Origin of the sequence: Paraburkholderia sp. 32 (assembly GCF_050435345.1) — a bacterium.
In the GTDB taxonomy this organism is placed as follows: domain Bacteria; phylum Pseudomonadota; class Gammaproteobacteria; order Burkholderiales; family Burkholderiaceae; genus Paraburkholderia; species Paraburkholderia tuberum.
Map to the genome: position 1 here is coordinate 1,326,236 of NZ_JBNDKD010000003.1, position 17,370 is coordinate 1,343,605.

Consider the following 17,370-nt stretch of genomic DNA (forward strand, 5'->3'; position numbering starts at 1 on the left):
GGCCTCAAGACGGCGTAGAGGATGCGAGAAAATTACCGCGCGCATCGCAGTGAGCCGCGGCAAAAATGCGCATGGATCGCGCGAAACCAGATGCCCCGCGGGTGCGTATCAGGATGCCGCCGCGACACGCGACGCATGTGCAGCCAATGCTGCCCGCACGGGCGCTTCGTCGAGATGATAGTGGCACAGTTCGACGCCATCGCAAACCAGCACCGGCACCAACTCGTTGTAACGCGCTTCGAGCAACGGATCGCTGTCGACGTCGATCACCGCCAGCTGCGCTCCGAACTCGGCCAGCATTGGCTCGAGCGCAGCGCGCATGTCCTCGCACAGATGGCACCACGCGCGCCCATAGAGCGTGAGCGATGCCGTCTTCGTCATTTCTGCGCGCTGCGCGGACGAATCGGCACGAACTGCGTGTTGTCGCCGCGACGAACCAGCAACGCGACCATCTTCTGCGAATCGAGGTGTGAGGTCAGCTCGTCGAACTGTTTCGTGCTCGTCACATCCGTATCGCCAATCCGCAGGATGATGTCGCCCTTTTGGAGCCCGACACGCGCGGCCGGACCGTCGACCGCGTCGATCTGCACGCCGTTCTGAATCTTCAGCGCTTTCTGCTGATCGGCGGGAATGTCGCTGACCGCGATGCCGAGCGCGTTGGTCGCGCGCTGCTGCGGCGCTTGCGGCTTCTTCTGATCCGCCTTCGCGACCTTGTCCGGCTGCATTTCTGCGATCGTGACCGGCAGTTCGCGCGTTTGACCCTTGCGCCAGATCGTGATCGACGTCTTCGTGCCCGGCTTCGTATCGCCGACCATGCGCGGCAGGTCCGTCGCCGTGTCGACCGAATGACCGTTGAACTTCAGGATGATGTCGCCCGGCTGCACGCCGGCCTTATCGGCGGGTCCGCCCGGCTCCACGCTGCTCACAAGCGCGCCCTGCGCCTTCGGCAAACCGAGCGACTCGGCGACGTCCTTCGTCACTTCACCAATCGCCACCGCGATGCGGCCGCGCACCACCTTGCCCGAACTCTTCAGCTGATCGGCCACGCGCATCGCCTCGTCGATCGGAATCGCGAACGAAATGCCCATGAACCCGCCGGTGCGGCTATAGATCTGCGAATTGATGCCGATCACCTCGCCCTGCATGTTGATCAGCGGACCGCCCGAATTGCCCGGATTGACGGCCACATCAGTCTGGATGAACGGCAGGTAGTCGCCGGTATCGCGTCCCTTCGCGCTGACGATACCGGCAGTCACCGTGTTTTCGAGACCGAACGGCGAACCGATCGCGACGACCCATTCGCCGACGCGCACCTTGTTCGAGTCGCCGATCGTGATGGTCGGCAGGTTCGACGCGTTGATCTTCACGACCGCGACGTCGGTACGGTCGTCGACGCCGATCAGCTTCGCCTTGAATTCGCGCTTGTCGGTCAGCGTCACGTAGATCGTGTCCGCGTCGTCGATGACGTGCGCGTTGGTCATCACGTAGCCGTCCGCCGACAGGATGAAGCCCGAGCCTACCCCGCTGTTCTGTTCGGCGTCCGAGTTGTCCGGTGAATCCGGGCTGCCGCCACTACCGCCGCCGCCGCCCCCGTTATCACCCCCGTGCGGCGATTGCGGTGACTGCGGCAACGGAATCCCGAAGAAGCGCCGGAAGAACTCCGACATGTCGCCGTCGTCCATACCCGGCGGCAGGCCGCCGCGGGAACTACCGTTCGACACGCGCGTTGTCGTGCGAATGTTGACGACCGCCGGGCCAACCTTGTCGACGAGGTCGGTGAAGTCGGGCAGGTTGGCAGCGGGAGCCGCCGATGCCATATGCGGCACAAGCGGCAAACACGCCGCCACCACTACGGCCGCGAGGAATTTGCGCACCGAGAAAGTCGTCATATCGTAGCAAGCCGAGGGATTTCAGGATTCGGAAGGGTTACTTCGGAGCTTTGTATTCTATGGCAGACGCGAACTGCTGCAATGTGGTTTGGGGCACTTCACCGAGCAGGGTAATCCAGAAGTCGCCCTGACGCTTGACCAGTACGTGCGTCGCGCCGCTATCGCCCGTGCCTTCCTTACGCGTATTTTTCTCGACGGGCTCGACGAACACCGAAATCGCTGCGAGGCCGTCGGAAAACACGGCCTGGTCGACCGGGATCGGAGGCTGCCCCGCCTCGCGCGACGCCATCGGACGACGCAACTGGCGGATCATATGGAAGCCCGGTACCGACGGCGTGATTTGCCAACCCTGCGCGGCCATGTCGACCGGCTCGAGTGGCGGACGCACTACCGTCCAGCCCGTGAGATTGCGGATGCCGTTGACGATGCCCGTCTTTTCGACCGGCACGCCGATGCGGACTTGCGAAAACGACAACTGCTCGAGCACCTGACCGCTCGGGTCGAGCGTCTGCGCGCGCAACAGCAGACCGGTCTTTTTGTCGGCCCACAGCTTGTACGCGAACCGGTACGCGTCTTTCGGTTCGAGCTCCATCACGAGGCTGTCGACGCCCGCGACGCGGTCGTCGCCAAGCATCTTCGGCTCGTAGACGGACAGCACCTGCTCGCCGTTCACCGACAGCAGCGCAGGGAATGAGTCCTTGTTCTGCCGTTTTTCGAAGACCACGATACGCCGCTCCGGCAAGAACGTGTACATGTCGTCGTTGTGACGCAGCATTTTGCGCGGCTTGCCGTCGAGGCTTTCGAGCTGCTCGAACTCGCCGTCCGTACGCGTGGAGTAATGTGCGATGCGCGACGTCTGCACGAAACTGCCGCGCTGATAGACGAACGCGCCCTCGTAGTTCTGCTGCTGGGCGGCCTGATGGATGCGATCGAGCAGTTCCGCGGCCGCGCGACGGGCGACGGCAGGATCGTCTTGTGCGAAGACCCGCGGTGCAGCGGACAACAACACGGCTGCGCAGAACAGAAATGCTGGCAACCGCCCCCAGATAGTCGTTTTATTGAACCGCGGAGTCTGCATCAAACTATTGGCCCTGCGTGGAGACTGAGGCAGCGCGAATCACCGGCATCGAGCCTGCCATCGCCGGTTGTTGCGCGAATTGCTGATGAGCTTCGAGGTACTGATCGAGGCTCGCGTCGCGAATGATGTTGGAGTCTTGCGCGGGCACCGAGGCCATGGCGACACGCTGCACCGCGTCGCCGTGCGATTGGAGCGAAGCGAGCTGGGCACCCGGACCACCCGGCACGCCCTGCAACTGCGGCACGACGATCCAGGTCAACGTAGCGGCCGCGGCAGCGACGGCAAGAGCCGGCACGACTCTGCGGCGCAGCCCGAGCAGGCGGCGCGCGACCGATGCAGACGCGGCGGCGGGCGCCAGCACATGCGGCTCGCTTTCAAGACGCACGGCAAACCCGCTCAGAAAGGCACTGCTCCGTGCGGGGCTGACTGCCAGATCGTCGGAACGTAGCGCGTCGCCGATCAGGTGGTAGCTCGACCAGGCAGCGCGATCATCGCCGCCCAGCTCCGCAAGAAACTTGTCCAGATTCAGATGCTCTTCGCCGAACAACTCACCGTCGACGAAAGCGGACAGACGCTCGCCGTGCGAGCCTGCTTGCGATTGCATCGAGACCGACCCCATGATGCTCCCCATCTTCCAAATACCCCGTAGTGACACCACTAATCCAGATATTGCACCGCTGCCCCGCCAAGGCCAGCTGGACGTTCGGAAACGTCTACCAACGCTTGCCTTCGGGTGTGTCAAGCAACGGTCGCAATTTTGCCGCAATGGCTTCGCGAGCGCGGAAAATTCGTGATCTGACTGTGCCAATCGGGCAACCCATCATCTCGGCGATTTCCTCGTAACTCAAACCCTCAATTTCTCGGAGAGTAATGGCGGTGCGCAATTCTTCCGGTAAAACCGCCATCGCAGCATTGACCGTCTCAGCGATCTGCTTGCTCATCAACATCGACTCAGGCGTGTTGATATCCCTTAGTTGGTCGGCATCGGAGAAAGTTTCAGCTTCTTCAGCATCCGCTTCGGTTGAGGTCGGCGCGCGCCGGCCCTGGGTGGCAAGGTAGTTCTTCGCGGTATTGACCGCAATCCGGTACAACCACGTATAAAACGCCGACTCGCCGCGAAACTGCGGCAACGCGCGATACGCCTTGATAAAAGCGTCTTGCGCGACGTCTTCGACTTCGGCGGGGTCCCGCACGAGACGCGAGATCAGCCGGAGAATCTTGCGGTGGTATTTGGAGACCAGAAGCTCGAACGCGGCCTTGTCGCCCTTCTGGACGCGCTCGACCAGCACCTGATCAATTTCTTTTTCGCTCACCTGATAAATCCGTTAACTTAACTATAGGGCGCATGGCGGGGGACCATTGTAGCGTCCCCCTCGTGAGGGCACGTTACTACGGTAACAGCGGTTACAGTCGTTACAGTCAGGCGCCGGCCGCACGCCGGCCCAGCACGGAAAGTTCGCGGAAAACAGTGGACGGCAGCGCGTCCGCGGCGAGCAGCAGGGAGCGCCTGCGACCCGTCGGTGCGCGGATGAGGCCGCGCCTTCGACCACCCTCGGGATCGAGCTCAAGCACCAGCAAACGGCCGCTCCACTGCGCGCAACCGACCATGCGGCCCCGCGCGAGCAACTCACCCGCGTGGTTCCAGGCGGAAATCTCGCCCATCGCGACATGCAGCGCGATGGCCTGCGCCGCGTCATGCCTCGCCGCGCAGAGCATGAGCAGTGCTGCGACGGCGAGCGTCAACGGAGCGGCCTGCCAAGCGCCCACTCGCGGCGCGAGACAGGTATAAACGGCTAACGTCGCAATCAGCACGAACGCTCCCACCGCGGCACGCATTGCGATGGAGCGACGCAGCGTGATCCGCTGCGCTGCCCTACCCAACGTTGCCGGTGCGGGGGAAAGCGCCGGCGAAGCCGGCGTCGTGAACCGACGCGTCACCCGAGATCAGGCGATCCGGCGCGCTTGAACACCAGCGTGCCGTTCGTGCCGCCGAACCCGAACGAGTTCTTCAGCGCGACGTCGATCTTCATTTCCCGCGCGGTGTTCGCGCAGTAATCGAGATCACAGGCCGGGTCCTGGTTGAAAATATTGATGGTCGGAGGCGACACCTGGTGATGCACGGCGAGCACCGTGAACACCGACTCCAGACCGCCAGCGCCGCCCAGCAGGTGACCCGTCATCGACTTGGTCGAGTTGACGACCATGTTCTTCGCGTGGTCGCCGAACGCCCGCTTGATGCCGGTCGTTTCCGCCAGATCGCCGAGTGGCGTGGACGTGCCGTGCGCGTTCAGGTAGCTCACCTGATCGCCGTTGATGCCCGCGTTCTTCAGCGCTGCGAGCATGCAGCGGCGTGCGCCGTCACCGTCTTCGAGCGGCGCGGTCATGTGATACGCATCGCCGCTCATGCCGTAGCCGCCGATTTCCGCGTAGATCTTCGCGCCACGCGCCTTCGCGTGCTCGTATTCTTCGAGCACCATTACGCCGGCGCCTTCGCCCAGCACGAAGCCGTCGCGGTCCATGTCCCACGGACGGCTCGCGGTAGCCGGATCGTCATTGCGTTGCGACAGCGCGCGCGCCGCCGCAAAGCCGCCGATACCGAGCGGCGACACGGTCGATTCCGCGCCGCCCGCGATCATCACGTCGGCGTCGCCATATTCGATCAGGCGCGAAGCCTCGCCGATGCAGTGCAGACCGGTCGTACACGCGGTAACGATCGACAGATTCGGACCCTTGATGCCGAACTTGATCGACAGGTGGCCGGAGATCATGTTGATGATCGAAGCCGGCACGAAGAATGGCGAAAATGCGACGCGGGCCGCGATTGAGCAATTCGGTTTGGGTGATTTCGATCATCGGCAGACCGCCGATGCCCGAACCGACCACCACGCCAATGCGCTCCGAATTCTCGTCGGTGACTTCGAGGCCGCTGTCCCGCATCGCCTGGATGCCCGCAGCCACGCCGTAATGGATGAACGTATCCATGTGGCGCGCTTCCTTACCGGGGATGTAGTCCTCGATATTGAAGCCCTTCACCTCGCCGGCGAAACGAGTCGAGAAGTTCGACGCATCGAACTTCGTGATATTGGCAATCCCAGACTTGCCGGCGACCAGATTGGCCCAGCCATCGGCAACATTATTGCCAACAGGCGAAATCAGCCCCAGGCCTGTAACAACAACACGACGGCGGCTCACGGTAACCCCTTTTTCATAGATGACAAAAAGCAAAAGCCACAGCGGCCACAGGAATCGCCCTGTGTGCCCTGTGGCTGTTTAAGTCGGCAATCGCGCGGAAAGTTGCGCTGTCAACATCGCTGGCTCCTGCGTGGCAAGCGGCGCGACGTATGGTGTGCCAATGGGCACGCCCGATAGCGTCGACCCTGCTGGCGCCGGCAAGCGGCACGGCAGGGCGTCATGCGCGGCCCGTGCAGAAACGCAGGCGCGAATGACCTTAGGCCTTGACGTTTGCGCGAGCGTAGTCGATCGCTTGCTGAACGGTGGTGATCTTCTCGGCTTCTTCATCTGGAATTTCCATGCCGAATTCGTCTTCGAGGGCCATCACGAGTTCAACGGTGTCGAGCGAGTCGGCGCCGAGATCGTTCACGAACGACGCTTCGTTCTTGATTTCCGCTTCCGCAACGCCCAGTTGTTCCGCGACGATCTTCTTGACGCGCTGTTCGATATTGTCCATTACCCCTCCAAGGGAAAAGAAGTTCAAAAATACAGGTGCGCGCATTTTATCAGGTTTGACCCGGCAAAAAAGCGGCGCATCGGGTTCCTGTCAACGCATGCGCCTCGTGCTTTCCGCAAACGCATCAAGGCGCGGATAGTAACCGAAATTGGTTACTGCATATACATGCCGCCGTTCACGTGCAGCGTCGTGCCGGTGATGTAGCCCGCTTGCGGCGACGCGAGGAACGCGACCGCGTGCGCGATGTCTTCCGGGCTGCCTAGACGGCCGAGCGGAATCTGCGTTTTCAGCGCGGTCTGCTGCTCTTCGGGCAGCGCCTTCGTCATGTCGGTATCGATGAAACCAGGTGCCACGCAATTGACCGTGATGCCGCGGCTGCCGATCTCGCGCGCGAGTGCGCGCGTCATGCCCGCGACGCCGGCCTTCGCGGCCGCGTAGTTGATCTGCCCCGGGTTGCCGGCCGAGCCGACCACCGACGTAATATTGATAATCCGACCGCCCTTCGCTTTCATCATCGGGCGCAGCACCGCACGCGACAGACGGAACACCGACTTCAGGTTGGTGTCGACCACGGCGTCCCAGTCGTCGTCCTTCATGCGCATCGCCAGTTGATCCTGCGTGATGCCGGCGTTGTTCACCAGCACGTTCAGCGCGCCGAATTCCTTGACGGTGCCGTCGATCAGCGCTTCGGCCGCGGCCGCGTCGTTGACGTCGAGCACCGCGCCGCGGCCGTTCACGCCCGCCGCCTTGAACGCTTCGGTGATCGCCGTCGCGCCGCTTTCGCTCGTCGCGGTGCCGATCACCGTCGCGCCCTGACGCGCGAGTTCCATCGCGATCGCACGGCCGATGCCGCGCGATGCGCCCGTCACGATTGCGATCTGCTTGTCGAGAGTCTTTTCCATCTGTCAGTCCGGATGCCCTTCAAATAGGGCTCATTGATTCTTGTTGATTCGTCTGTCGAGGGATGCCGCGCCAGCGCGGCATTGCTCTGTCGATACCCGTTCGCGAATGCGCGCTCAGTCTGCCGTCACGAGCTTCAGCGTTTCTTCGAGCGACGCCGGATCGAACACCGACGCGCCGACGAGATTGCCGTCGATGCGCCTCGTCAAACCCGCAAGGACCTTGCCCGGGCCGCATTCGATCACGTGCGTGACGCCCTGCGCTGCCATTGCCTGTACGCATTCGACCCAGCGCACCGCACCAGCCGCCTGGCGCACGAGCGCGTCCTTGATTTTGGCCGGCTCGTTGACCACGGCGACGTCGACGTTGTTGATGACGGGAATCGACGACACCTGCACGTCGATGCTCGCGAGGTATTCGCGCAATTGATCCGACGCCGGCTTGAGCAGCGACGAGTGGAACGGCGCCGACACCGGCAGCGGTAGCGCGCGCTTCGCGCCCTTCGCCTTCGCGACTTCGCAGGCTTTCTCGACCGCGGCTTTGTGGCCCGCGATCACGACTTGCGCCGGCGCATTGAAATTGACCGCTTCGACGACGCCCGCCGCCGACGCTTCCGCGCAGACCGCGCGCACCGTGTCGTCGTCGAGGCCGAGAATCGCGGCCATGCCGCCTTCGCCCACCGGTACCGCGGTTTGCATCGCCTGCGCACGGAAACGCACGAGCGGCACCGCGTCGCGGAACGCAAGCGCGCCGGCCGCGACGAGCGCCGTGTATTCGCCAAGGCTATGGCCGGCGACAAGCGCCGGCGCCGGGCCGCCCGCCTGCTGCCACGCGCGATAGATAGCGTAGGCCGCGGTCAGCATGACCGGCTGGGTATTGGTGGTGAGATTGAGATCTTCGGCGGGGCCTTCGGCGATCAGCTTGCCGAGGTCCTGGTTGAGTGCGTCGGAGGCTTCCTGAACCGTCTCACGCACGATCGCGTAATCGGCGAATGCGTTGAGCATGCCGACCGCCTGCGAACCCTGCCCAGGAAAAACGAACGCGAATTTCATATCGTCCCCAAAATCTGTTTAATCGGATGTGGCGGCCGGCCGCGGCTGCCAGATGGCGCGCGGTGTTATTCCGGCCGCACGGGCGCCGCCAGCGACGCCCCGGAATGCGTCGTCCCGCTCAGTAGCGGATGACCGACGCGCCCCACGTGAAGCCGCCGCCGACGCCTTCGATCAGCACGTTATGGCCACGCTTGATGCGGCCGTCGCGCACCGCGACGTCGAGTGCAAGCGGAATGGACGCCGCCGACGTATTGCCGTGCTCGCCCACCGTGACGACCATGCGCTCCTGCGGCAGGCCGAGCTTGCGGCAGGTGCTTTGCATGATGCGGATGTTGGCCTGATGCGGAATCAGCCAGTCGATCTGCTCGGGCTTCAGATCGGCTTTTTCCAATGCTTCGATCGCGACCTTCTCGAGCACGTTGACGGCAAGCTTGAACACCGCCTGACCGTCCATGTGCAGGAAGGCGCTGCCGGCGACCACGCCGCCATTCACGTTGCCCGGCGTGCACAGAATGTTCGAATGGCTGCCGTCCGCGTGCAGCGCGCTCGAAAGCACGCCCGGTGCGTCGGACGCTTGCAGGATCACTGCGCCGGCGCCGTCGCCGAACAGCACGCAGGTGGTGCGGTCGTTGAAATCGAGAATGCGCGAGAAAGTTTCCGCGCCGACCACGAGCGCCGTGCGATGCTGGCCGCTGCGAATCAGGGCGTCCACCGTCGCCACCGCATAGGCGAAGCCGGAGCAGACCGCCTGTATGTCGAACGCGGCACCGTGATTCTTGATCCTGAGCTTGTTCTGCAGCAGGCAGGCGGTGCTCGGGAACACGAAGTCCGGCGTGGAGGTGGCGACGACGATCAGGTCGATGGACTGCGGATCGATGTCCGCCGCTTCGATCGCTCGCTGCGAGGCGATCAACGCGAGGTCGCTGGTCGTGACGTCCGGCTCGGCGAAGTGACGCGCATGGATCCCCGTGCGCGCGACGATCCATTCGTCGCTCGTTTCAACGCCTTGCCTGGCGAGACGCTCAGCCAGATCCTGATTGGTGACGCGGTTGGGCGGCAGACAGCTGCCGGTGCCCAGCACGCGGGAGTAGATTGTGGATTGAGCCATTATGCCTTCGAGGATTGCGCAGCGTAGGGCTCGGCCGGCTGGCCTGCGATCGGGCTTGCGTGACCCGCACCGCTTGCGTCGCGCGCCGCCTGTTCGAGAGAACTCGCATTCTCTTCCATCGCTCGCGCAAGGCGCTCCAGCACGCCGTTTTTGACGGCATCATACCCGCGTTTGATAGCCCACTCAAACGCGTAGGCATCGGCTGAACCGTGGCTTTTGATCACGAGACCGCGCAAGCCGAGCAGCGCGGCGCCGTTATATTGCCGATGATCGACGCGTTTCTTGAAGCGCATCAATACCGGCAGCGCGAGCACCGCCATCACCTTGGTCAGCCACGAACGGCCGAACTCTTCCTTGATGATGTTGGACAGCATCTGCGCGAGACCTTCCGACGTCTTCAGCGCGACATTGCCGACAAAGCCATCGCAGACGATCACGTCGACGGTGCCCTTGTAGATGTCGTCGCCTTCGACATTGCCATGAAAGTTGAGTGTACTCGCACGCAGCAGTTCGCCGGCGCGCTTGATGATGTCGTTGCCCTTGATGACTTCTTCGCCGATGTTGAGCAGGCCGATGGTGGGCCGCTCTTTTCCTTCGAGCGCGGACACGAGCGCGTGCCCCATCTCGGCGAACTGCAGCAGATGCTGCGGCTCGCAGTCGACGTTGGCGCCCAGGTCGAGCATCATCGTATAGCCGGTGGGATTAGGCAGGGCAAACGCGATGGCCGGGCGTTCGATGCCCGACAGCGTTTTCAGCACATAGCGCGAGACCGCCATCAACGCGCCGGTATTGCCGGCGGAAATGCAGGCTTGCGCCTCGCCTTCCTTGACGCGGTTCAGCGCCACGCGCATCGACGAATCTTTTTTCTTGCGCAGCGCGACCTCGACCGGGTCGTCCATCGCGACGACCTCGGTAGCAGGTACGACGGTCAGCGCCGGCAGATCCTGAGCCTTGAGCTTCTTCAGCTGCGCACGAATCGCACTTTCAATGCCGACGAGCAGCAACTGCGCGTCGGGATGCGAACGAACGAAGTTGACGGCAGCGGGAACGGTCACGGACGGGCCGTGGTCGCCTCCCATGCAATCTATCGTGAGCTTTACTGTCATGGAGTGCGACGAATTTCAGACACAAAAAAGCGGCAGTTGAATGCCGCCTTTTTGCCGAACCGGGAAAATGTCAAGCGAGCCGATCGCTACGCGAAACGCCACAGGGCGCATCGCAGTCAACGATTAGTCGTTCTTCGTCTTGACGACTTTCTTGCCGCGATAGTAGCCGTTCGGGCTAATGTGGTGACGTAGATGCACTTCGCCCGTGCTCGGCTCGACGGCCATCGGCGCTGCCGTCAGGAAATCGTGCGAACGGTGCATGCCGCGCTTCGACGGCGACTTCTTGTTTTGTTGAACTGCCATGACTAAAACTCCAAAAAATTTTCCGAATTCTAACACAGCCCGACACGGACTTAACCACTGGCCGAATGGCCAATGCGCCCGCATCGCGCCCCCTGCAACTGTTTAGCGCTTCTTGCCGCCCGGTTCGTCGCGTTTCAGACTTTCGAGCGCCGCGAACGGATTGCGCCGCTCGCTGGACTGGTCCGGCTTGCTGGCATCGCCAGCTTCTTCCTGCGCGGCTTCGTCGCCCTCGCCTTCGCTACCGTCCGTGCCCGAGACAAGGCTCTCGTGCACTTCGGGACAGACCTCGTGTTTGGGCACGAGCGGCAAGGAAAGCAGCAACTCTTCTTCGATCAAGTCGATGAGATCGAACTGGCGCGAGCCGACGACCACCTCGACTTCATCCTCGTCCAGCGGAAACTCTTCGGCTTCCGCCTCCGTATTGACGATCCGGTAAGTTGCATCGACGTTGAACGCCTGCGAATACGGCGTCAAGCACCGCTGGCATTCGAGCCACGCGGCACCGTGAATCGCCAGCCGCAGATAAGGCTGGGAACCTTCGGTGCCATCGTCCTGCAATTCCGGCTGCATCGTCCCTTCGGCCTGCCATGTGAACGCGGTGTCGCGATCTGGCGCTTCCGCCGGGACTTCGTTTAACATGCGCGGCAGTTGCGAGACGCGCACGACACCCGCGGCCTGACGCCCGCTCCGCGCAAATTCGAACAGATCGAGTTCATGCGGGTCGGACAGACCTGCAGGTTTGCCAGGATGTTGAGTCATGTGCGCTCCTGCGTCGGCAAACATGTTGCCGCGGTGATTCGCGAAGGATGATCAGATCCGCCGCGAAGATAATCCGGTGTGCGGGGCAGCCAGTGGGGCCCGCGGCCGTTGCGTTCACCCTGCCGGGCTTTCTTCAACCTTCCGACTGCCGAAAGCCGCTGAACGCGCCGAGACCCTTCAAGTGCAAGCATACCGTGAAAAGCCCAAAATCATATCCGTTTTGTCTTTTCGAGTCAAACACTTAAGCCCGTACGTACGGGAGCCTCGCGCGACCCCGTACGACCCGCCACTCCCGTTGCCCGTAAACTATGCCTGAATCCTCCAAACGCCCGCCACGCCTGATTCTGGCGTCGAGTTCGCGGTATCGCCGCGAGTTGCTCGAACGCCTGCGCGTGCCGTTCGACGTCGTCGTGCCTGCGATCGACGAAACCCCGCTCGCCGCCGAAACGCCCGAAGCCACTGCGCTGCGCCTCGCCGAAGCCAAAGCGCGTGCGGTCGCCCAAGGCCTCGCCGCCGACGAACACGCGCTCGTGATCGGCTCCGACCAGGTCGCCACCTATGACGGCCTGCAGATCGGCAAACCCGGCACGCACGACAGGGCGCTCGCGCAATTGCAGGCGATGCGCGGCCGCGACGTGTTGTTCCACAGCGCGCTGTGTCTGTTCGACAGCGCGACGGACAGCGCGCAAACGATCGACGTGATCACCCGCGTGCGCTTTCGCGATCTGCCGGACGCGGCGCTCGACGCCTACCTGCACGCTGAAACGCCGTACGACGTGGCCGGCAGCGCCAAATCCGAAGGGCTTGGCATCGCGCTGCTGGAGGCCATCCATTCCGACGACCCGACCGCGCTCGTCGGCCTGCCGCTTATCGCGCTGTCGCACATGCTGCTCGCGGCCAACTACCCGCTTTTGGGGGCCCGATGACCGGTACGCTCTATCTCATTCCCAACACGCTCGGCGAAGGCGACGCAAGCGCGCTCGATCTGGTGCTGCCCGCGCCCGTACGCGCCCGCGCGGCGTTGCTGCACTATTACATTGGCGAAAACGCCAAAACCACGCGCGCGTTCCTGAAGAAAGTCGGCTCCGATCGGCCGATTCAAGAAATCGAGATTCGCGAACTGAACGTCAATACGCCGGCCGGCGAAATCGACAAGCTGCTCGCGCCGCTGCTGTCGGGCACCGATGCGGGCCTCGTCTCCGAGGCTGGCTGCCCGGCAGTCGCGGACCCGGGCGCGCTGCTGGTGCGACGCGCGCACGAGCGCGGCGTAAAGGTTGTGCCGCTGGTCGGGCCGAGTTCGATTCTGCTCGCGCTGATGGCATCGGGGCTGAACGGCCAAAGCTTCGCGTTTCACGGGTACCTGCCCGTCGACTTCACCGAGCGCGCCAAACGTCTGCGCGATCTCGAGCAGCAGTCGCGCAAGGGCAAGCAAACGCAGATCTTCATCGAAACGCCGTACCGGAATCGCGCGCTGCTCGATACCTTGCTCGCGACCTGCGCGCCGTCGACGCTGGTCTGCGTGGCGGTCGATCTGACGCTGCCGAGCGAACTGATCGCAAGCCGGAGCGTCGCCGACTGGAAAAAGAAGGCGGAGATCGACCTGCATAAGCGGCCGGCGATTTTTCTGATTCTGGCGGCCTGAACGTAGACACCGGCCAGGCAACTGAGGGCGACCAGGGCCCGAAACTCACAACGCAAAGTCCGCGCGGTCGGCCAAAACCGACCGCGCGGGCGTCTTTTTAAAACTGTGGATTCAACGCAGATTCATTTTCGCGCCGAGCGCCATCGCCCGAACCGCGCCGGCGCCGATGGCCGCGCCGAATTTGCGGGCAACACGATCAGTAATGCTCTCTTTCACCGTGTAATCGACGATATCCGGCGCCTTGAAGATCTCACGCGCGACGTAATCTGCATCGCCAAAACCGTCCGCGAGTCCAAGTTCGACGCTCTTCTGCCCCGTCCAGAATAGACCCGAGAACATGTCCGATGTCTCATGCAGACGCTTGCCGCGCCCTTGACGCACCGCGTCGATGAACTGCGCGTGGATCTGATCGAGCATAACCTGCGCATGTTCGTCCATCTTCGGCGTTTCGGGCGAAAACGGATCAAAAAAGCCTTTGTTCTCACCCGATGTGTGCAGTCGGCGCTGAATCCCCAACTTGTCCATCAGGCCGGTGAAACCAAAGCCGTCCATCAGCACGCCGATCGAACCGACGATACTCGCCTTGTCGACATAGATCTTCTCCGCCGCCGCGGCCGCGTAGTAGCCGCCGGACGCGCACATGTCGCCGACCACGACATACAGCGGAATAGACGGATATTTGCCACGCAATCGCCGAATTTCGCTGTTGATAATGCCCGCTTGCACTGGACTGCCGCCCGGGCTGTTGCAATAAAGAATCACGCCGGCTGTATCGGAATCCTCAAACGCGGAATCGAGTGCAGTGTTGATATCTTGGGCGTTCGCACTCGCATCCGTCGCGATCTCGCCATCAAGCGAAACCATTGCCGTATGACGGCCAGTCGTGGCGACCCGCTCGCCCGAGAAGTTCAGCGCACCCCATACCGCCAGTGCGAGCACTACGAGGAACAGGAAGCGGAAGAAAATCCGCCAACGTCGCGCGGCGCGTTGCTCGTTGATCGCGGCCAGCGCGATGCGCTCGAGCGCGGCCCTTTCCCAGCCGGGCTGGTCGGCGGGTGCACGGGAGCCGCCTCCCGAGGCAGGGTCTTGTTCGGGGGTCAAGTTGTCGGACATGCGGACAGTGGAAAATTGGAAGAGGAAATCAGCGCGTAACCGGCAGCAAATCGCCGTCAGGCAGCCAGAATAGCGCGCGGCCCTCGAGCGTATCGCGTTCCTCGACCTGCACGCGACGCAATCTGCCCCCGCCGACACGGACCACCGACGCATTTGCCAGTATCCGGCGCGTAAATCGCGCCATGTGTCGCGCACATCAAGTATAAGCCGGACGATTCGAAGAACTGCCCTTCCTGCCAGTCGAGCTCCATCGGCACATGAGCGCAACGGTTCAAATAGCCGTAGGCGCAGCCATCATAGCGGACGAAAAACACCACGGCATCCTGCCCGCCGAGCCGCGCGTCGCGCCGGATGCCGTCGCCACCGTCGACCAGCTCGTCGGCCGCGCAAATGCGCACTGCCTGCGCAGCCGCGGCAGTAGCAGTATCCACGCCGTCGGCGCTCATGCGTTCTCCCGCAGCCAACCGGACAGATCGCTGATGCTCGACGCCACGAACTTCGGTGACATCGCATTCAGCGAATTCGCCGGATGCGCGCCATAAGTCACGCCAATGCCCGCCACGCCGGCGTTGAGCGCCATCTGCAGATCGTGTGTCGTATCGCCGATCATGACCGTGCGCGCCGTATCCTGCCCCAATTCGCGGGTGAGTTCGTGCAGCATGGCCGGATGCGGTTTCGAGAAGGTTTCGTCAGCGCAGCGCGTGCCGTCGAACAGGCTCGTCAGGCGCGCCTGGTCAAGCGCGCGATTGAGCCCGACGCGGCTCTTGCCGGTCGCGACCGCGAGCAGATAGCCGACCTCGCGCAACTCCTGGAGCATCTCGCGCACGCCGGGGAACAGCTCGGTAGTCTGGTCTTTTACAAGAAAATGAAAGCGGTAACGCTCAGAAAGCCGCGGGTAGTCGGCCGGATCGAGCGTCGGCGCGGCAATCTGCAGCGCGTCGCGCAGGCCGAGGCCGATGACGTAGCTCGCGGCTTCGTCCGCGGGAACCGGCAGGCGGAGATCGCGGCACGCCGCCTGGATGCTGCGCGTGATATGCGCGGTGGAATCCATCAGCGTGCCATCCCAGTCAAACACGATCAGATCGAATTGCTCTCTAGCCATGCCAGGTCGTCTCCGGGTTGAACCCAGTGCGTAGTTCGTTGAGTTGTTCTATAAAGCCGCGACAGTCGGCAGGCAGCGGTGCCTCCAGCTGCAGCGGCGCGCCCGTCGCAGGATGCGTGAGCTTGAGCCGGTAAGCGTGCAGAAACATCCGCTTGATGCCGGGCTTCGCGTTGGCGCGCGCAAGCGCCTTGTTCAGCGCGAAATCGCCATATTTGGCGTCACCGACGATCGGGAGTGCCAGATGCTGCAGATGCACGCGAATCTGGTGCGTACGCCCCGTCTTCAGTTCCGCCTCCAGCAGCGCATATTCAGGCCAGCGCTCGACCAGATTGAAGATCGTGTGCGAAGCGAGGCCATCGGCCTGCACGCGCACGCGGCGCTCGCCGTCGGCGGTCAGGTACTTGTGAAGTGGCTCCTTTACCGCGCGGCGGCGACCCCAGTCGCTCGCCCATTCGCCGTGCACGCACGCGTAGTAGCGCTTGTCCATCCGGTTATCGCGAATCTGCTCGTGCAGATTGACGAGCGCCGCGCGCTTCTTCGCGAGCATCAGGATGCCCGAGGTCTCTCGATCCAGTCGATGCACGAGTTCCAGGAATTTCGCCTGCGGCCGCGCCTCGCGCATCTGCTCGATCACACCGAACGCGACACCGCTGCCCCCGTGGACCGCAACGCCGGCCGGCTTGTCGATCACGAGCAGATGCTCGTCTTCGAACAGGATGTGAAAGCGCGGCGCGGGCACGGGCACGCGGGCTGCGGCCTGATTCGGCTGCGCGACGCGGATCGGCGGCACACGCACCAGATCGCCCAGTTCGAGCCGGTACTGCGCGTCGATCCGGCCCTTGTTCACGCGCACTTCACCGCTGCGCAGGATGCGATAAATATGGCTTTTCGGCACGCCCTTGCAGACGCGCAGCAGGAAATTGTCGATGCGCTGACCAGCCGAGCTGTCGTCGATTTCGATCAGCGAAACCTGGTCGCTTGAAACCGAGTCTTCGACCGCGCCTGCAACCGATCTCTGGGATGTTTTGCCTAACTCTTTCATTCTGAATATAATTTGCCCAGCAGTCCGCGACGGCCGGCGCAGTGTCCGGAATGCGGCGGATTGCGCGAGCGCAAGCGATAAACCGTTATTTTACTTGCGCCGGGGTCTGGTTGCTCGCCCTGAAAATGAGATGCAACAAGTTGCACGCACGAAGTCAGCACCCGGCAGGGACGGCGCCCGCAGGCGCGTTCGGTCAAGGTCGGCTTCGACGGTAACGGAATTTTGGTAAAAAAGAATTTAGCTTTCAGCTTCGTGATCCGGGTGGTATGACGCCCAGCTGGACGAAGCTGCAAGTCGCGAAAATACGGCGTGCGCCCAAGGCGTCTTGTAGAAAGTACAAGACTTGGCGACGTCAAAAGAAGGCGAGACACCCCCAGCAGGAAAAGACGCGCCGCCTGCGCGAACTTCCCGTTGCGGCATGACCGCGGACTTCGGCCCTTCGCTCGCGCGCCCATTTGGCGCGCCGGCTTCAGAGGGCGAAGACTTATGAAGGTCTGCTGGCTAAACGCGGCGTGTCAGGCCATGATTTGAAGCCGTGTTCGCATGTGCCCTGCGGCACCGTGCCCGTTTTTTATCGGGCTGGGCCCT

At 62.9% G+C, this 17,370-nt stretch carries 18 protein-coding genes and 2 pseudogenes; 2 read left to right on the forward strand and 18 right to left on the reverse strand.

Going from position 1 to position 17,370, the window contains the following annotated elements; all coding sequences use genetic code 11:
• Nucleotides 1-108: 108 nt before the first annotated feature.
• The 14 genes and pseudogenes from OKW26_RS28705 to OKW26_RS28770 form a co-directional block, all read right to left on the reverse strand.
• The gene (locus tag OKW26_RS28705; protein WP_184061411.1) at nucleotides 109-381 is read right to left on the reverse strand and encodes a glutaredoxin family protein; all 273 of its coding nucleotides are present in this window, start codon (nucleotides 379-381) and stop codon (nucleotides 109-111) included.
• Nucleotides 378-1,889 (reverse strand): DegQ family serine endoprotease, encoded by a 1,512-nt coding sequence (locus OKW26_RS28710; protein ID WP_184061410.1) that lies wholly within the window; start codon nucleotides 1,887-1,889, stop codon nucleotides 378-380. Before OKW26_RS28710 ends, OKW26_RS28705 begins: the two co-directional genes overlap by 4 nt.
• A gap of 37 nt (nucleotides 1,890-1,926) precedes the next feature.
• Entirely contained in the window at nucleotides 1,927-2,967 is a 1,041-nt protein-coding gene (locus OKW26_RS28715) for a MucB/RseB C-terminal domain-containing protein (protein ID WP_429355913.1), read from the reverse strand.
• Nucleotides 2,968-2,971: 4 nt separating this feature from the next.
• Nucleotides 2,972-3,586: a sigma-E factor negative regulatory protein gene (locus OKW26_RS28720; RefSeq protein WP_184061408.1), complete on the reverse strand. Its 615-nt coding sequence runs from the start codon at nucleotides 3,584-3,586 to the stop codon at nucleotides 2,972-2,974.
• A gap of 94 nt (nucleotides 3,587-3,680) precedes the next feature.
• The gene (rpoE, locus tag OKW26_RS28725) at nucleotides 3,681-4,280 is read right to left on the reverse strand and encodes an RNA polymerase sigma factor RpoE (RefSeq protein WP_006051939.1); all 600 of its coding nucleotides are present in this window, start codon (nucleotides 4,278-4,280) and stop codon (nucleotides 3,681-3,683) included.
• Between the two features lie 106 nt (nucleotides 4,281-4,386).
• Nucleotides 4,387-4,779, reverse strand: coding sequence for a hypothetical protein (locus OKW26_RS28730; protein ID WP_409259406.1), 393 nt, complete (start codon nucleotides 4,777-4,779; stop codon nucleotides 4,387-4,389).
• 122 nt (nucleotides 4,780-4,901) lie between these two features.
• Nucleotides 4,902-6,159 (reverse strand): annotated as a pseudogene (gene fabF, locus OKW26_RS28735) (beta-ketoacyl-ACP synthase II).
• A gap of 256 nt (nucleotides 6,160-6,415) precedes the next feature.
• Nucleotides 6,416-6,655, reverse strand: a complete 240-nt coding sequence (gene acpP, locus OKW26_RS28740; protein WP_004197638.1) for an acyl carrier protein — start codon at nucleotides 6,653-6,655, stop codon at nucleotides 6,416-6,418.
• A gap of 152 nt (nucleotides 6,656-6,807) precedes the next feature.
• Nucleotides 6,808-7,557, reverse strand: coding sequence for a 3-oxoacyl-ACP reductase FabG (gene fabG, locus OKW26_RS28745; RefSeq protein WP_090801174.1), 750 nt, complete (start codon nucleotides 7,555-7,557; stop codon nucleotides 6,808-6,810).
• Nucleotides 7,558-7,671: 114 nt separating this feature from the next.
• On the reverse strand, nucleotides 7,672-8,607 hold the full coding sequence (fabD, locus tag OKW26_RS28750; RefSeq protein WP_429355914.1) for an ACP S-malonyltransferase: 936 nt from the start codon (nucleotides 8,605-8,607) through the stop codon (nucleotides 7,672-7,674).
• A gap of 118 nt (nucleotides 8,608-8,725) precedes the next feature.
• The gene (locus tag OKW26_RS28755) at nucleotides 8,726-9,715 is read right to left on the reverse strand and encodes a beta-ketoacyl-ACP synthase III (RefSeq protein ID WP_184028002.1); all 990 of its coding nucleotides are present in this window, start codon (nucleotides 9,713-9,715) and stop codon (nucleotides 8,726-8,728) included.
• On the reverse strand, nucleotides 9,715-10,821 hold the full coding sequence (plsX, locus tag OKW26_RS28760; RefSeq protein WP_090801179.1) for a phosphate acyltransferase PlsX: 1,107 nt from the start codon (nucleotides 10,819-10,821) through the stop codon (nucleotides 9,715-9,717). Before plsX ends, OKW26_RS28755 begins: the two co-directional genes overlap by 1 nt.
• A 123-nt stretch (nucleotides 10,822-10,944) precedes the next feature.
• Entirely contained in the window at nucleotides 10,945-11,124 is a 180-nt protein-coding gene (gene rpmF, locus OKW26_RS28765) for a 50S ribosomal protein L32 (protein WP_027198353.1), read from the reverse strand.
• A gap of 102 nt (nucleotides 11,125-11,226) precedes the next feature.
• Complete coding sequence (locus OKW26_RS28770) at nucleotides 11,227-11,883, reverse strand: DUF177 domain-containing protein (RefSeq protein ID WP_187612377.1); 657 nt, start codon at nucleotides 11,881-11,883, stop codon at nucleotides 11,227-11,229.
• 308 nt (nucleotides 11,884-12,191) lie between these two features.
• On the opposite strand from OKW26_RS28770, the gene OKW26_RS28775 reads away from it, so the two are divergent.
• Together OKW26_RS28775 and OKW26_RS28780 are read left to right on the forward strand one after the other, a co-directional pair.
• Complete coding sequence (locus tag OKW26_RS28775) at nucleotides 12,192-12,809, forward strand: Maf-like protein (RefSeq protein WP_184027985.1); 618 nt, start codon at nucleotides 12,192-12,194, stop codon at nucleotides 12,807-12,809.
• On the forward strand, nucleotides 12,806-13,525 hold the full coding sequence (locus OKW26_RS28780; protein WP_429355915.1) for an SAM-dependent methyltransferase: 720 nt from the start codon (nucleotides 12,806-12,808) through the stop codon (nucleotides 13,523-13,525). The genes OKW26_RS28775 and OKW26_RS28780 overlap by 4 nt, the downstream gene beginning before the upstream one ends.
• A gap of 111 nt (nucleotides 13,526-13,636) precedes the next feature.
• Here the strand turns inward: OKW26_RS28780 and OKW26_RS28785 are convergent, their stop codons facing one another.
• From OKW26_RS28785 to OKW26_RS28800, 4 genes and pseudogenes are all read right to left on the reverse strand, one after another.
• A complete protein-coding gene (locus tag OKW26_RS28785; protein WP_429355916.1) occupies nucleotides 13,637-14,638 on the reverse strand; it encodes a S49 family peptidase in 1,002 nt (333 codons plus the stop codon).
• A gap of 28 nt (nucleotides 14,639-14,666) precedes the next feature.
• Nucleotides 14,667-15,084: pseudogene (locus OKW26_RS28790) on the reverse strand (Rieske (2Fe-2S) protein).
• Entirely contained in the window at nucleotides 15,081-15,740 is a 660-nt protein-coding gene (locus OKW26_RS28795) for an HAD-IA family hydrolase (RefSeq protein WP_184071591.1), read from the reverse strand. The pseudogene OKW26_RS28790 and the gene OKW26_RS28795 overlap by 4 nt, the downstream one beginning before the upstream one ends.
• Nucleotides 15,733-16,782, reverse strand: coding sequence for an RluA family pseudouridine synthase (locus OKW26_RS28800; protein WP_429355917.1), 1,050 nt, complete (start codon nucleotides 16,780-16,782; stop codon nucleotides 15,733-15,735). Before OKW26_RS28800 ends, OKW26_RS28795 begins: the two co-directional genes overlap by 8 nt.
• Nucleotides 16,783-17,370 lie beyond the last annotated feature (588 nt).

Bases quoted from the DNA above. Each gene is read 5' to 3' on its own strand.
- OKW26_RS28705 (WP_184061411.1), bottom strand. From the start codon at position 381: ATGACGAAGACGGCATCGCTCACGCTCTATGGGCGCGCGTGGTGCCAT.
- OKW26_RS28710 (WP_184061410.1), bottom strand. From the start codon at position 1,889: ATGACGACTTTCTCGGTGCGCAAATTCCTCGCGGCCGTAGTGGTGGCG.
- OKW26_RS28715 (WP_429355913.1), bottom strand. From the start codon at position 2,967: ATGCAGACTCCGCGGTTCAATAAAACGACTATCTGGGGGCGGTTGCCA.
- OKW26_RS28720 (WP_184061408.1), bottom strand. From the start codon at position 3,586: ATGGGGTCGGTCTCGATGCAATCGCAAGCAGGCTCGCACGGCGAGCGT.
- acpP (WP_004197638.1), bottom strand. From the start codon at position 6,655: ATGGACAATATCGAACAGCGCGTCAAGAAGATCGTCGCGGAACAACTG.
- fabG (WP_090801174.1), bottom strand. From the start codon at position 7,557: ATGGAAAAGACTCTCGACAAGCAGATCGCAATCGTGACGGGCGCATCG.
- fabD (WP_429355914.1), bottom strand. From the start codon at position 8,607: ATGAAATTCGCGTTCGTTTTTCCTGGGCAGGGTTCGCAGGCGGTCGGC.
- OKW26_RS28755 (WP_184028002.1), bottom strand. From the start codon at position 9,715: ATGGCTCAATCCACAATCTACTCCCGCGTGCTGGGCACCGGCAGCTGT.
- plsX (WP_090801179.1), bottom strand. From the start codon at position 10,821: ATGACAGTAAAGCTCACGATAGATTGCATGGGAGGCGACCACGGCCCG.
- rpmF (WP_027198353.1), bottom strand. From the start codon at position 11,124: ATGGCAGTTCAACAAAACAAGAAGTCGCCGTCGAAGCGCGGCATGCAC.
- OKW26_RS28770 (WP_187612377.1), bottom strand. From the start codon at position 11,883: ATGACTCAACATCCTGGCAAACCTGCAGGTCTGTCCGACCCGCATGAA.
- OKW26_RS28775 (WP_184027985.1), top strand. From the start codon at position 12,192: ATGCCTGAATCCTCCAAACGCCCGCCACGCCTGATTCTGGCGTCGAGT.
- OKW26_RS28780 (WP_429355915.1), top strand. From the start codon at position 12,806: ATGACCGGTACGCTCTATCTCATTCCCAACACGCTCGGCGAAGGCGAC.
- OKW26_RS28785 (WP_429355916.1), bottom strand. From the start codon at position 14,638: ATGTCCGACAACTTGACCCCCGAACAAGACCCTGCCTCGGGAGGCGGC.
- OKW26_RS28795 (WP_184071591.1), bottom strand. From the start codon at position 15,740: ATGGCTAGAGAGCAATTCGATCTGATCGTGTTTGACTGGGATGGCACG.
- OKW26_RS28800 (WP_429355917.1), bottom strand. From the start codon at position 16,782: ATGAAAGAGTTAGGCAAAACATCCCAGAGATCGGTTGCAGGCGCGGTC.